The organism is Arthrobacter sp. UYCu723 (genome assembly GCF_054059215.1).
This window is the reverse complement of sequence record NZ_JBSSBW010000001.1, coordinates 4,186,485-4,199,372: the sequence shown is the minus strand read 5'-3', so window position 1 is coordinate 4,199,372 and position 12,888 is coordinate 4,186,485. Positions and strand designations below refer to the sequence as shown.

Annotated in this window: 11 protein-coding genes; 5 read left to right on the top strand and 6 right to left on the bottom strand. The window is 66.9% G+C overall.

The annotated features are described in order from the left end of the window. Positions 1-463 precede the first annotated feature (463 nt). Entirely contained in the window at positions 464-1,783 is a 1,320-nt protein-coding gene (locus ACVWZ8_RS19575; protein WP_456505548.1) for a nicotinate phosphoribosyltransferase, read from the bottom strand. 127 nt (positions 1,784-1,910) lie between these two features. Between ACVWZ8_RS19575 and hrpB the strand changes: the two genes are divergently transcribed. From hrpB to ACVWZ8_RS19560, 3 genes are all read left to right on the top strand, one after another. Further along, positions 1,911-4,589 (top strand): ATP-dependent helicase HrpB, encoded by a 2,679-nt coding sequence (gene hrpB / locus ACVWZ8_RS19570; protein ID WP_456505547.1) that lies wholly within the window; start codon positions 1,911-1,913, stop codon positions 4,587-4,589. 130 nt (positions 4,590-4,719) lie between these two features. Further along, the gene (locus ACVWZ8_RS19565; RefSeq protein ID WP_456505546.1) at positions 4,720-5,733 is read left to right on the top strand and encodes an isopenicillin N synthase family dioxygenase; all 1,014 of its coding nucleotides are present in this window, start codon (positions 4,720-4,722) and stop codon (positions 5,731-5,733) included. 349 nt (positions 5,734-6,082) lie between these two features. Next, positions 6,083-6,475 carry a DUF4158 domain-containing protein gene (locus tag ACVWZ8_RS19560; RefSeq protein WP_426979895.1) on the top strand — a complete coding sequence of 131 codons (393 nt, stop codon included), beginning with the start codon at positions 6,083-6,085 and terminating at the stop codon, positions 6,473-6,475. Here the strand turns inward: ACVWZ8_RS19560 and ACVWZ8_RS19555 are convergent. The 3 genes from ACVWZ8_RS19555 to ACVWZ8_RS19545 all read right to left on the bottom strand — a co-directional run bounded on the left by ACVWZ8_RS19555 (position 6,432) and on the right by ACVWZ8_RS19545 (position 10,159). Next, positions 6,432-7,907, bottom strand: a complete 1,476-nt coding sequence (locus ACVWZ8_RS19555) for an NCS1 family nucleobase:cation symporter-1 (protein WP_456505545.1) — start codon at positions 7,905-7,907, stop codon at positions 6,432-6,434. The genes ACVWZ8_RS19560 and ACVWZ8_RS19555 overlap by 44 nt on opposite strands. 13 nt (positions 7,908-7,920) lie before the next feature. Next, on the bottom strand, positions 7,921-9,411 hold the full coding sequence (locus tag ACVWZ8_RS19550) for an amidohydrolase family protein (RefSeq protein ID WP_456505544.1): 1,491 nt from the start codon (positions 9,409-9,411) through the stop codon (positions 7,921-7,923). Between the two features lie 115 nt (positions 9,412-9,526). After that, on the bottom strand, positions 9,527-10,159 hold the full coding sequence (locus ACVWZ8_RS19545) for a GntR family transcriptional regulator (protein WP_426977639.1): 633 nt from the start codon (positions 10,157-10,159) through the stop codon (positions 9,527-9,529). Positions 10,160-10,356: 197 nt separating this feature from the next. Between ACVWZ8_RS19545 and ACVWZ8_RS19540 the strand changes: the two genes are divergently transcribed. Next, positions 10,357-10,734: a TOBE domain-containing protein gene (locus tag ACVWZ8_RS19540; RefSeq protein WP_456505543.1), complete on the top strand. Its 378-nt coding sequence runs from the start codon at positions 10,357-10,359 to the stop codon at positions 10,732-10,734. Between the two features lie 82 nt (positions 10,735-10,816). Then, positions 10,817-11,839: a non-homologous end-joining DNA ligase gene (gene ligD / locus ACVWZ8_RS19535; protein WP_456505542.1), complete on the top strand. Its 1,023-nt coding sequence runs from the start codon at positions 10,817-10,819 to the stop codon at positions 11,837-11,839. A gap of 15 nt (positions 11,840-11,854) precedes the next feature. Here the strand turns inward: ligD and ACVWZ8_RS19530 are convergent, their stop codons facing one another. Together ACVWZ8_RS19530 and ACVWZ8_RS19525 are read right to left on the bottom strand one after the other, a co-directional pair. Further along, positions 11,855-12,199, bottom strand: coding sequence for an amidohydrolase family protein (locus tag ACVWZ8_RS19530; RefSeq protein ID WP_456505983.1), 345 nt, complete (start codon positions 12,197-12,199; stop codon positions 11,855-11,857). After that, on the bottom strand, positions 12,199-12,798 hold the full coding sequence (locus ACVWZ8_RS19525) for an amidohydrolase family protein (protein ID WP_456505541.1): 600 nt from the start codon (positions 12,796-12,798) through the stop codon (positions 12,199-12,201). The genes ACVWZ8_RS19530 and ACVWZ8_RS19525 overlap by 1 nt, the downstream gene beginning before the upstream one ends. Positions 12,799-12,888 lie beyond the last annotated feature (90 nt).

Genomic DNA, 12,888 nt, shown 5'->3' with positions numbered 1-12,888 from the left:
GCTTCCGGGGCGGTGAACCCGATGTTACGCAATTGTGACCTGCGTCATGGCGTGTCGGGTATTCTGAAAGCGGTCAGGCAGACGGCCATTCGTGCTTCACCGTGGGTTAGTGTCTATGAGCAGCAAACGCGGAACAACGGTCCCATGACCCGGCGTACAGAACCGGCTTCCGTGGCGCCAGCAGCCGCAAGGGTGACGCAGGAACGCCCGGCATGAGCTGGGAATTCGCCGTCGTCCATGCCAATGGGCTGCCCCGGATCTTAGATTCCTTCCGGCGATGGCCTTTGGTGCCCTAATCCCAGCTGCTGCGGCTGCGCTCGGCGCTGCTGCAGTGTATGGAACTGTCCGGCCCGGAGACGGGTCGCGAACTCTCCGACTCCGCACGACGGCTGTTGCGGCTCGTCACCGATGAATTGGAGCGCCGCCACCGCCCGCTGGAGCCTACCGGCACACGTAGGCGCCGTCATACGTAGACAGTCGGGATAGCGGGTTCGCCCCGCTGCAGCCTGTTCACGACGGGCGGCAGTTCCGCCATCGTATCGGCGTGCCTCCGGCGGCCCCGCGCCACGGCCTCCGGGCCGGTCCAGCCCGGCAGCAGCCCGCCATCCTTCATGAACTGGTGGAGCAGCGGCCGTCCGTTCGGCTCGGCGGGAAGCTGTCCGACCCCCACCACCTCGTGCGTGGCTACGCCGTTCCCGTCGAGCCTTCGCAGCGCGTATTTGCGGCCGCCCGGGTTGATCTTGTTCCTGGAGGCCTTGGCCACGGGAACGAATTCGCCTGCGTCGTTGGTCCGGCTCACCAGTTTGTAGACCATGCCGGCGGTTGGGGCGCCGGAACCGGTCACCAGGGAGGTGCCGATCCCGTACGAATCGGCCGGGGCGGAGCGGAGCGCGGCGAGGGAGTACTCGTCCAGATCGGAGGTCACCACGATCTTGGTATGGATGTTGCCCAGCTGGTCCAGCAGTTCCCGCACCTGCTTGGCCTGCGCCACGAGGTCGCCGGAATCGAGCCGGACCGCTCCCAACTTGTCGCCCGCCAGTTCGACGGCCGTCCGGACGGCCGCTTCGACGTCGTAAGTGTCCACGAGCAGTGTGGTGCCCGCCCCGAGCGAGTCCAGCTGCGCCCGGAACGCGTCGCGCTCGGAATCATGGAGGAGTGTGAAGGAATGTGCAGCCGTGCCGACGGTCTTCAGGCCGAAGCGCCGGCCGGCCGCCAGGTTCGACGTCGCTGCGAAGCCCGCGATGACGGCGGCCCGGGCGGCAGCCGGAGCCGCTTCCTCGTGCGCGCGGCGCGAGCCCATTTCGATGCAGGGCCTGCCGGCGGCGGCGCTGGTCATCCGGGATGCCGCCGAGGCAATGGCACTGTCGTGATTCAGGACGGACAGGACATACGTCTCCAGGATGCCGGCTTCGGCAAAGCTCGACTCCACCATGAGGACAGGGGAGTGTGGGAAGTACGCCTCGCCCTCGGGATAGCCCCAGATATCACCGGAAAACCGGTAGCCTTCGAGCTGGGTCAGCGTCGCGTCGTTGACAACCCCGGTGTCGGCGAGGAAGTCCAGCTCGGCCTGGCCGAAACGGAACTGCGCGATGCCCTCCAGCAGGCGGCCGGTCCCGGCCACGATGCCGTACCGCCGGCCCTCCGGCAGGGCCCGGGCGAAGGCCTCGAAGATGGTTCTGCGGTGCGCCGCGCCGGACTGCAGGGCGGCCTGGAACATGGTGAGTTCATAGTGGTCGGTGTAGAGGGATGTCCGTGGACGTTCCCAGCCGGCGGGGGTATCCATAATTCACTCTAGACCGCATCCGCTGCGCGGTACGGTGTGCGGTACGGTGCGCTTCCGGAGCCGCCTGCCCGGGGCGAATCGGCGGCCCCGGACGGTGCAGGCATGACTTTGTCGGCACAATGGAGTGGTGCCTTCTTCCCCGTTCGTCCCCCTTGACCCCGCCGTCGCCCGCGGGCCCTTCGATCTGGGTGCGATCGGAGCCGGGCTGACCTTTGCGGAGTCACTGGCGGAGCTCGCTGCCGCGCTGCTGGCTGCAGGCCCGGCGGGCACCGCGGTGGTGCAGGCCCCGCCGGGCACGGGCAAGACGACGCTGGTACCCCCGCTGCTCGCCAATATCGGCTCCGCCATGAAGGAAGGACGGGACAACGCCGCCGCACCGCGCGTGGTGGTGACCCAGCCGCGGCGCGTCGCCGCCCGCTCGGCAGCCCGCCGCCTGGCCGCCCTGGACGGCAGCCGGCTCGGGGACAGGGTCGGCTACACGGTCCGCGGGGAACGCCAGACGGGCCCCGGGACCCTGATCGAGTTCGTTACTCCGGGGATCCTGCTGCGCCGGCTGCTCGCGGACCCGGGGCTGGAGACCACCGGCGCTGTCATCCTCGACGAGGTGCACGAACGCGGGCTGGAGACCGATCTGCTCGTCGGCCTGCTCGGTGAAGTCCGGCAACTGCGCGGTGACCTTACCCTCGTCGCCATGTCCGCCACCCTGGATGCGCCGCGCTTCGCCGCCCTGATCGGGGGCGGGATCGGGGCCGGCGGGGAGCCCGACGGCGGCGGGCCGGCTCCCGTCGTCGACTGCCCGTCCGCGCTTTACCCGCTGGACGTCGAATGGGCGCCCGCGGCGGGGGCACGGCTGGATCATCGGGGAGTGACGCGGGCGTTCCTGGACCACGTGGCGGACACGGCCGCGGCGTCGCACGCCAAAGCCTGTGCATCCGGACAGGACCTCGACGCCCTGGTGTTCGTCCCGGGAGCGTGGGAAGTCTCCTACGTCGCGGCCCGAATACGCGGCCGGACCGGTGCGGAAGTATTGGAACTTCACGGCCAGATCGGCCCTGCGGAGCAGGACCGTGTGGTTTCGGGGCGGGAACCGGGCGGGCCCGCCCGGATCATTGTGTCCACGGGCCTGGCCGAATCCTCGCTGACGGTTCCGGGAGTCCGGCTCGTCATTGACTCCGGGCTGTCCCGTGAACCGCGCCGGGACGCCAGCCGCGGCATGTCCGGCCTGGTCACCGTGTCCTGCTCCCGGGCGTCGGCCGAACAGCGCGCCGGACGTGCGGCCCGCCAGGGGCCCGGGAAGGTGGTGCGCTGTTACGACCAGAAAACCTTCGGCGCCGCCCCGGCCCACCAAACCCCGGAGATCGTGGTGGCGGACTTGACGGCCGCCGCCCTGATCCTGGCGTGCTGGGGCTCGCCCGGCGGCCAGGGGCTGGCTCTTCCGGACGCTCCGCCCCGGGCGGCGATGGCGGAGGCCGTGGAGGTACTGCGGGAACTCGGCGCGGTCCAACCGGACGGCCTCGCCACGGATCTGGGCCGGACCCTTGCCCGGGTGCCCGCCGACCCGCGCCTGGCCCGCGCCCTGCTGGACGGCGCCGCGGCCGTCGGCCACCGCACCGCGGCGGAGGCCGTCGCCCTCGTGGCCGGGGACCAGCGTGCCCCCGGCGCCGATCTCACAAGACTTTTGGCCGGGCTGCGGACGGGCGGGGAACTGGCGTCCCGGCGCTGGAACGAGGACGTCCGGCGGATGGAGGCGATCGCGCGCCAGGAGAAGTCCGGCGTCGTGGCCGCTTCACTGGCTGCCCCGCCGGCGCCCGCGGCGGCGGTTGGTTTCGTCGTCGCCCTCGCGTTCCCGGACCGCGTGGCTCGCCGGGTCTCCGGTGAGGGGCCGGAGCGCTACCTCCTCTCGTCCGGTACCCGGGCAGGGCTGCCTGCCGGCAGCTCACTGTCCGGTCATGAGTGGCTGGCCGTCGCCGAAGTCTCCCGCGCCCAGGGGCGGGATGCGGCGGGGACCGGTGCCGTGATCCGTTCCGCGGCGCCACTGACGGCGGATACCGCGGAGGCCGCCGCCGGGCAGTTGCTGACTGACACTGTGGAGGCGCGGTTCAGCCAGGGCCGCGTCACGGCCCGGCGGGAACGGCGGCTGGGCGCGATCGTGCTGTCCTCCACACCCGTTCGGCCGTCCGCCGCGGAAGGACGTGCGGCGGTGGCCCTCGCGCTGGAGCAGGAAGGACTCGGGATGATCGGGTGGTCTCCGGCGGCGGACGCGTTGCGCCGGCGCCTTGCCCTGCTGCACCGGGAATTGGGCAGCCCCTGGCCGGATGTTTCCGATCCGGCGCTGCTGGCCCGCCTGCAAGAGTGGCTGGAACCCGAACTGGACCGCCTGGCCGGCGGCGCCGCGACGAGCGGCATCGACCTGGCGGATCCCTTGCGGAGGCTGCTGCCATGGCCCGAGGCGTCGCGGCTGGGTGAGCTGGTGCCGGAGCGACTGGAAGTACCCAGCGGTTCCTGGGTGAAAATCGATTACCCGGACGTGGATGACGACGGCGGCCGCCCGGTGGTGGCGGTCAAACTGCAGGAGTGCTTCGGCTGGGACCAGACGCCGCGGCTGGTGCGCGGAAGGGTTCCGGTGCTTTTCCATCTGCTCTCGCCGGCCCGCCGGCCGCTGGCCGTGACGGACGACCTGGCGTCCTTCTGGTCGGGACCCTATGCGCAGGTCCGTGCGGAGATGCGGGGCCGCTATCCCAGGCACCCGTGGCCGGAGGACCCGTGGACGGCACCGGCGACGGCGCGGACGAAGGGCAGGATGTGAGTCCGGTTGCCGGAGCCCTGGCCCGGAAGTCTTATTTCGACACGTTTATCTTCGACGATGCAGTCCCCTCCGTAACATTGAAGCAAGTACAGGCGCCAGCTTGCCAAGTTCACTGAAAAGGACTAAGACGTTGCCACTCGAATCATTGCCCATCCTTGACTTTTCCCGTTTGAACGCAGGTGCGGAAGAAGCGGCGCAATTCCGGAACGAGCTTCGTGAGGCGATGCATGAAGTCGGGTTCTTCTATCTGGCGGGGCACGGGGTTCCTGAGCAGCTGACCGAGGCGATTCTGGAGGTCTCACGCAGGTTCTTTGACCTGCCGGAGGAGCAGAAGCTCGCCGTCGAAAACGTTTTCAGCCCTCAGTTCCGGGGCTACACCCGGGTAGGCGGCGAACTCACGGACGGCGCCGTCGACTGGCGCGAGCAGATCGACGTCGGCGTCGAGCGCGGCGCTGTGCAGCCGGGCCCCGGAGTTGCGGATTACTGGCGCCTGGAGGGGCCCAACCTGTGGCCGGAGGCGTTGCCCGAGATGCGGGAGATTGTCTCGGAATGGACCGAGCAGCTGAGTGCCATCTCGCTCACACTCCTGCGGGCCGTGGCTGTGTCGCTGGGGGCGGCCGAGGACACCTTCGACGACGCATTCGCCGCACGCGCTTTCCCCTTGCTGAAGATCGTGCGGTATCCCGGGGAGTCCAACCCGGAACCCAGGCAGGGTGTGGGCTCCCACCGCGACGGCGGGGTGCTGACCCTGCTTCTGGTGGAGCCCGGAAAAGGCGGCCTCCAGGTTGAACATGAGGGCCGCTGGATCGACGCGCCGCAGGTACCGGGAACCTTCGTGGTCAACATCGGCGAGATGCTTGAACTGGCCACGAACGGTTACCTTAAAGCCACCCTGCACCGGGTGATCTCGCCGCTCCGCGGCACTGACCGGATCTCGCTGCCGTTCTTCTACAACCCGGCCTTGGATGCGACCATGCCACAGCTGGCCGTGGCCCCCGAATTCCAGGCGAAGGCCCGCGGCCTGTCGGTTGACCCAACGAACAGCCCCATCCTGGAAACCTATGGAGACAACGCCCTCCGCTACCGGCTGCGGGCGCACCCGAACGTCGTCGCGGAGCACCACGCGGACCTGCTGAAACGTTGACGCCGGCGGCCTGATCCGACGGGGGGCTGATCGGCCGGTGGGGGCCACGATTCCGCTACGCAAATAGCCGTATGACGCGGAAACGGCCCGGCGCTACGGGTATCCCATGCTCGGGCTGCATTTCTACTACCCGGCGCAATAGAGACACTCCGCTGGTCCCACCGGCCACACAGACATCTGGTTCGGTTGCAACCGGACAGCGCCGCAGACTGACTTCCTGGCCGGTGATCTCCTCGCCGCGCCCCCTGAGGGGTGTCCGTAGTACTCGCCGAAAATCGGGCGGATATGGCTGGGTAGACTTCTGAGCGGGGATCTGTGGGGCTGGTTGGAGGTCGTATTGGCGACGCGGGTGTTCGCGGACGGGGAGTTGGAGGGTCTGCGGGGGTTCCTGGAGATCGGCCGGGACGAGTTGTTCCGGTTCTTCACCCTGTCCCCGGCCGATGTCGCGTTCGTCGATCCTGGCCGGGGGCGTGGGCCGGCGGATCGGCTCGGCCTGGCGGTGGCGCTGTGCACGTTGCCGTGGTTGGGGTTCGTGCCGGACAAGGTGTCGGGGGCATTGTCGGTGGCGGTGGCCAGGCTGGCCGATCGGTTGGGCGTCGATCCGGGCGGGTTGCGGGGCACCGAGCCCAGGGGCCGGACACAGCACCACGAGTGTGCTGTGTCCGGCCCCTGGCCACCGTTAAGAGCAGGGCAGCTTGTTACTCGACCGGCTCGAGCTCGGCCTCCAGTTCTGCCGGGATAACGACGGGCTTTGTGGACCCACCCATTGCGAAGAAGTAGCCAACCCCCGCGGTCACCAGCCCTGCAGGCCAGGCAAACGCTGCCACCGATTCAAGTCCCGGCACAAGCGCCATGATGGCGGCGAGGATGGCTGTCGGGACAAAGACGGCGATGGCCTTAGGGTTGAATCCCTTCCGGAAGAAGTACTCACCCGTTTCATCTGAGCGGTACAGGTCCTTGATGTTGATGACTCCGCGGTTGATCAAGAAGTAGTCGGCGGCCATGATTCCGAACAGCGGGCCGAGGAAGGCTCCCAGGCCGCCCAGGAAGTAGTTGACCACGACGGGGTTCGAATACAGGTTCCAAGGCATGACGAGCAGTGCCAGCACAGCGCTGATGATGCCGCCGCGGCGGAAGTTTATGTGCTTGGGCCACACATTGGCGAGGTCGTATGCGGGTGAGACGAAGTTCAGGACCACGTTCACCCCAATGGTGGCGACGATGAACATGACTGCGCCGATGACAAGGACGGTGGTGTCGGGGACCCTGGCCAGGATCAGCGCGGGGTCGGTGATGGCTTCCCCGAACACGACAACGGTGCCGATGGTCATGGTGATGCTGATTGCGGCGAATGCCGCGAAGTTGACCGGGATGCCCCAGAAATTACCGCGCACCACGGACCGTGCCGACTTGGCGAAGCGTGTGAAGTCGCAGTAGTTCAGCAGCATGGTGGCGTAGGTGGCGACGAGGAGGAAAGCTCCAGTCAGCACGCCACGGAACGCATCTCCGCCGGCCATCGGCTTGATCGACAGGTCCATCGGGATGTTCCAGCCAGCCATGGCGAAGAGCCATACGGCCATCCCCAGCATGACGGCCCAGACAATGGGCCCGGCCCAGTCTTGGAAGCGGCGCACGGCTTCCATTCCACGGGTGATGACCAGAAGCTGCAGAATCCACAGCAGAATGAAGCAGGCCCAGCCCAGCAGGGACAAGCCCAGGAAACTCTGGTTCTGCCATTGCTGCAGGTCCGGGTCGATCCGCAGTAGGAGGACGACGACGGCCATCGAGGCGAGATAGGTCTGGATGCCGTACCAGCAAATGGCGATGACCGCGCGGATCAGGGCGGGGATGTTGGCTCCCCAGATGCCGAAGCTGATTCTGGCCATGACCGGGAAGGGAACGCCGGTGCGCTGGCCCATCTTGCCGGCCCAGTTCATGCCGAAGAAGAGAATCCCGGTACCGATCAATATCGCCGCAAGGACCTGCCAGCCCGTGAGGCCGATGACGAACAGGCCAGCAACGAAGGTGTAGGTGCCGATGTTGTGGATTGCCGACATCCATACGGCGAAGAAACTGTACGAGGTCCATTTCCGCTCCGTGGCGGGAGCTAGGTCTTCGTTGTAGAGCCGGCCCGTTGGGTCGAGCGCGGCCAAGGACTTATGGTCCGTATCCATGGTGACTCCTTTGTCATTCTTTCGGGGTGGGGTGGGGTGGAGCTGGGATCGAGGGTTGGGATGGCGTTAGGAACCAGGACTTGCTGCCTGCTGTCTCCAGCTCCGCAGGCAGGCCTGCTCCTTCCCGGAATCCGTGGCGCTCAATGAAGCGGCCAACTGGTCCCGGGTCGTGGAAGCCGTTTCCGTCCAGGACGATCCGGCCGGCGGAGACCACCAGCTGCGGCCATCCACGCAGGTTTTTGCCGTCGAACGGAGAGAAGTCCGTGCCCATGTGCAGCCCGGCACCGGACACCGTTCGAACCTCGGCCGGGTCCACAAGAACCAAGTCGGCGTCGTATCCGGGTGCGATGACGCCCTTCCCAGGAACGGCGTTGATTCGGGCAGGGCCTGCAGCGAAGACCTCCGCGAAACGTTCGGCACCGCGGCCGTCGGGCGAGACCATTTCCGTAAATGTGACCGGCATCCGGGTCTCAACACCGGGGAGCCCGTGCGGCATCTGGCGGATGTCGTCGCTCCGTTCGAGCTTTTGCGAAAGGTCATAGCAAGAGTGGTCCGAAGAAATGGTGTGAACTGCGCCGGAGAGCATGCGTTCCCGCAACGCTGAAACCGTCTCCGGGCTGCGCATCGGCGGACAGCAGGCGTACCATTCGGGGAACCGCTCGCCGTATACGGACTCATCCAGGGCCAGGTAGTGCGGGCACGTCTCCGAGTACGCAGCGATTCCCCTCAACCGGGCTGCAGTAACCAAGTCCACTGCGCCGGGGGTGGACTGATGGACGAAGTACACCGGAGCGCCTGTGTATTCGGCCATGGCCAGCGCTTCCTTGACCGAAACTTCTTCGGCAAGTTCAGGCCGGGTCTCGTGCAAGTGCCGGATGCCGATAGCTCCCGAAGTGGCGTGGTCCTCGGTGCAGTCGACGATGATCGCATCATGCTCGGCATGAATGTAGGTAAGTCCGTCCAGGCGGACCATCTGCTTCATCACCTGCAGGATTGTGTCGTTGTCCGCCAGGGTGGATCCACGATTGGTCGTGTACATCTTCACCGAGCGGATTCCCAGCGATGCGAGTTCCTCGAGCTGGGCGGGTATTGTCTCATCCCAGTTGACGACCGATCCGTGCAGTCCGACGCCGCAGCGCGATTCGCGTGCCAGCGCGATCATGTTATGGGCTGCCTCCAGCGGCGTTTCCGAGCTGTCCCTGGGGATGCCGAAGTCCAGGATTGTAGTGGTGCCGCCCCACAGCGCAGCCATCGACGTCACAGCGTAGTCATCAATGGTGCGGAACTTGCCGGTCACCTGCGCCACGTGGCAGTGACCGTCCACGCCGCCCGGAAGCAGCAGGCGCCCGCCGGCGTCGACGGTGACGTCCGCTGGCGGCACTGGGTGATCGACGTCAACCAGGTCCGCTATTTTGCCGTCATGGATGACCACATGGGCGTTGCGGCGGCCGTCTGCGTTGACGACCACGGCATTGGAGATAACAAGGTCTGGAAGATTCTCCATTGAAATTCCTGTTCCTGGTACACGGTTTCTCCTGCACCTATCGGATTTTGGGTGCACTGACGGAAGGGCTCCGTCCGCCGATGGCAGCAGACAGTCCCAGGCCGTTTGGCTGAGGTCAGTGCGTTTGGTAGTAGTCCTTGCGGTACTTCTGAATGTGGCTGCTGGACGCGAGTCCTGCGTGCTCCGGGTCACCACTGGCGATGGCCATGTATAGCCGGCGGTGTTCCCTGATCAGTTCCGGCAGATCGGACACATGACGAAAGAGCCAGTGCATCCTGCCCTGCAGCGGTTCCAAGGCCGCACGGAGGAAATCATTTCTCGCAATGGTTGTGATGGCGTCGTGGAATTCATTGTTGGCTGCGTGCGCCTCAAAGATCGACCCGTTCTCGAGGCAGCTCTGCGCCCGTTCCAGAAGGGCATCGAGGCCTTTGAGGTCGGCAGGCGTCGCCCTCGCCGCCGCCAGCTGGCTGGCAAGCACCTCCAGAGCCAGGCGCACATCGAAAAGGTCGGCAACGTCCTCCGGGGTCAGGCTACTGACAATCGTGCCCCGCGACTTCGCTTTGTCGCTGACCAGGCCTTCCTGCCGCAGCATGCGCAGTGCTTCCCGGACCGGCAATCTGGAAACGCCGAACTCGTCTGCGAGATCACGTTCCACCAGGCGGACACCTGGAGCATAGTGACCCTCGAAGATCCTGTTGCGGATCGTGTCGCGCACGCTCTCCCGCAGAGGACGGTCGTCGGTCTTCACTGAACTCTCCACGATGGGTCCTTTGTTTGGAGTCCGTTCAAAGTCTCGTTGGGGATACTTTGCGGGATCCCGGTTTGGGATCCCAAAAAGAGTGTGCGGGATCATACTGGCAAAAGTCAACAGTTTTTCGAGTCGCCACTTTATGGGTCCAGTCCGGGCCGCCGGAGGAGGTCTACAACCACCCGCTGACCGACTGGGTGGCCAGTTTCCTGGGCGACACCAACCTCATCCCCTGCAGCATTGTTGAGCGAAACGGGGACGAGGCTGTGGTGGATCTCGGCGGCCTGGGCCTGGCCAGGGTCCGGGACCGCGGAGCCGACGGCGAGAACTACGCCGTCTCCATCCGTCCGGAGCACCTCAAATTCAGCACACAGGCCGCGGGCAACGGCTGCGCCGCAACGCTGGTGTCCTCCACGAATCTGGGGGCCACGGCGCGTCACCGGCTCCGGGCCGGCGGCCATGAGCTCCAGCTGCGTGAGCTCAGTTCTGACCGGGCCGCCGGATTCCTGCCGGATGAGGAGCTGTGGGTGGGCTGGGACGCGGACAAGGCCCAGCTGCTGGTTCTCGAGTCCTGAGCGGCACCGCCGGGGGATAAGAGCCACACCTTGGCGTGGGGCAGGCTATTCTTTTGCGACTGCTGCGGAGTAGCTTGTCCCCATGGCCAAGGAAGAAGCCCACGTCACTGTCAGCTCCCCGCACGGCACCCGGGAGATCCGGATTTCGAGTCCCGGGAGGGTGCTGTGGCCGAAGCTCGGGCTGACGAAGCTTGATCTCGCCCACTATATGGTCGCCGTCGGGGATGCGTTCCTGGCCGCGAACGGGGACCGTCCGGTGACGCTCCAGCGGTTTTCGGACAACATCGACGGCGAACAGTTCTTCTCGAAGAATCCGCCCAAGGGCGCCCCGGACTATGTGCGGTCGGTGACCGTGGTCTATCCGAGCGGCCGTTCGCATCCGCAGCTGGTGTTTGACGAAATCGCGGCCGCGGTCTGGGCCGTCCAGATGAACACCATCGTGTTCCATCCCTGGCCGTCGCGGGCCGGCAATCCGGACAACCCGGACCAGCTGCGCATCGATCTGGACCCTCAGCCCGGCACCGGGTTCGAGGACGCCATCCCGGCAGCCCAGGAGCTGCGGTCCGTGCTGGCCGAGGCGGGGCTGACGCCGTTCATCAAGACGTCCGGAAACCGCGGGCTGCACGTTTTCGCCCCTATCGAGCCCGGCCACGAATTCCTGGAGGTCCGGCACGCCGTGATCGCCGCCGCCCGCGAACTTGAACGGCGGATGCCCGAGAAGGTCACCACGGCCTGGTGGAAGGAGGAACGCGGCGCGCGGATCTTCGTTGACTTCAACCAGGCCAACCGCGACCGCACCATGGCTGGGGCCTACAGCCCACGCGCCCTGGAGAACGCCACTGTGTGCTGCCCCATCGGCTGGGAAGAACTCGAGAGTACCGAGCCAACGGATTTCACCATCGCCACTGTGCCGGACCGGCTCAAGACCACCGGGGACCCGTGGGCGGAGATGCACGCCACGGCCGGCACCATCGACGTCCTCATGGGCTGGTGGGAACGGGACGTCGCCGCCGGACTGGGGGAGCTGCCCTTCCCGCCGGACTACCCGAAGATGCCGGGCGAACCGCCGCGGGTACAACCGAGCCGGGCCCGCAGCAAGGGCTAGGGACGCCCGTGCCGGCTACACGCCGAGCAGCCGTTCACCGTTGAACCAGCAGACGGCGCGCAACCAGTCGTCGTCGAGCCGCGGTTCCTTGTCGCGCAGGCGTTCGAGAGCCTCAAGCTGGTGGGCATAGGGATAGGGGATGTTGGGGAAGTCGCTGCCGAGCACAACCCGGTCTGCTAGATCCGCGAGCCGCGGCAGCAGCTCGGGCGGGAACGGGGCGGCCGCCTCAAAGAAGTCCGTGAAGGCCATCGTGGTGTCCAGGTGAACGCGAGGGTACGTCTCGGCCAGGGCCAGGAACTCCGCATACTCCGGTGCCCCCAGATGGGCGACGACGGCGGTCAGCCCGGGATGCCGGCGCATCACGCCCTCAAGCTACCGGGCCCGGTGAAGCCCGCCCGCGGAACCGGCCCGCTGCCCACGTGTAGGACCACCGGAACCTCTGCGTCCGCCAGCAGCCCCCAGACCGGGTCGAGGACCGGCTCGCGGAGGTCAAACCCGCCGACCTGCGCGTGGACCTTGAACACCCGGGCGCCGCGCTCGAGGGCTGATTGGACCTGGTCCAGGACGCCGTCCTCGGGGTAGAACGTCGCGCTGGGGACGCAGTCCGCTTCGGCTGCTGCCAGCTTCAGGGCGTAGTCGGTGAGGTCCGCCGCCATGCCCGGCCGGTGCGCATAAGTCAGCGCGGTGAAGCGCCGGATTCCCAGTTCACGCAGCCGGGCCAGCCGGCTCGCTTCGTCCCAGCGGTAGGTGATCGGCCACGGCCGGCCGACCAGCGGGCCGGCCTCGTCGAAGTGCGCCCAGACCCGCTTCATCATCCGTTCCGGCAGGAAATGTGTGTGGATATCGATCAGGCCCGGCAGACCCAGCCGTTCCCACCACCGGGGCACGTCACTATCGCTCAGCGGTTCCGCACGGCTTCTTCCGTGGCGTGCGTCCAGCTCGGGCGTCTCTTCATCCATCCCTGCAAACTACCATCACCGGATTCGCCGAGGAGGTGGCGGGCGGCTGAAGAGCAGCACCTCAAGGCGCGGGGATCCCGAGGGCAGTGA

What these genes read in the sequence shown, in the direction of transcription:
- ACVWZ8_RS19575 (WP_456505548.1), bottom strand. Translation starts at nt 1,783, where the DNA reads ATGGATACCCCCGCCGGCTGGGAACGTCCACGGACATCCCTCTACACC.
- ACVWZ8_RS19555 (WP_456505545.1), bottom strand. Translation starts at nt 7,907, where the DNA reads ATGGATACGGACCATAAGTCCTTGGCCGCGCTCGACCCAACGGGCCGG.
- ACVWZ8_RS19550 (WP_456505544.1), bottom strand. Translation starts at nt 9,411, where the DNA reads ATGGAGAATCTTCCAGACCTTGTTATCTCCAATGCCGTGGTCGTCAAC.
- ligD (WP_456505542.1), top strand. Translation starts at nt 10,817, where the DNA reads ATGGCCAAGGAAGAAGCCCACGTCACTGTCAGCTCCCCGCACGGCACC.
- ACVWZ8_RS19530 (WP_456505983.1), bottom strand. Translation starts at nt 12,199, where the DNA reads ATGCGCCGGCATCCCGGGCTGACCGCCGTCGTCGCCCATCTGGGGGCA.
- ACVWZ8_RS19525 (WP_456505541.1), bottom strand. Translation starts at nt 12,798, where the DNA reads ATGGATGAAGAGACGCCCGAGCTGGACGCACGCCACGGAAGAAGCCGT.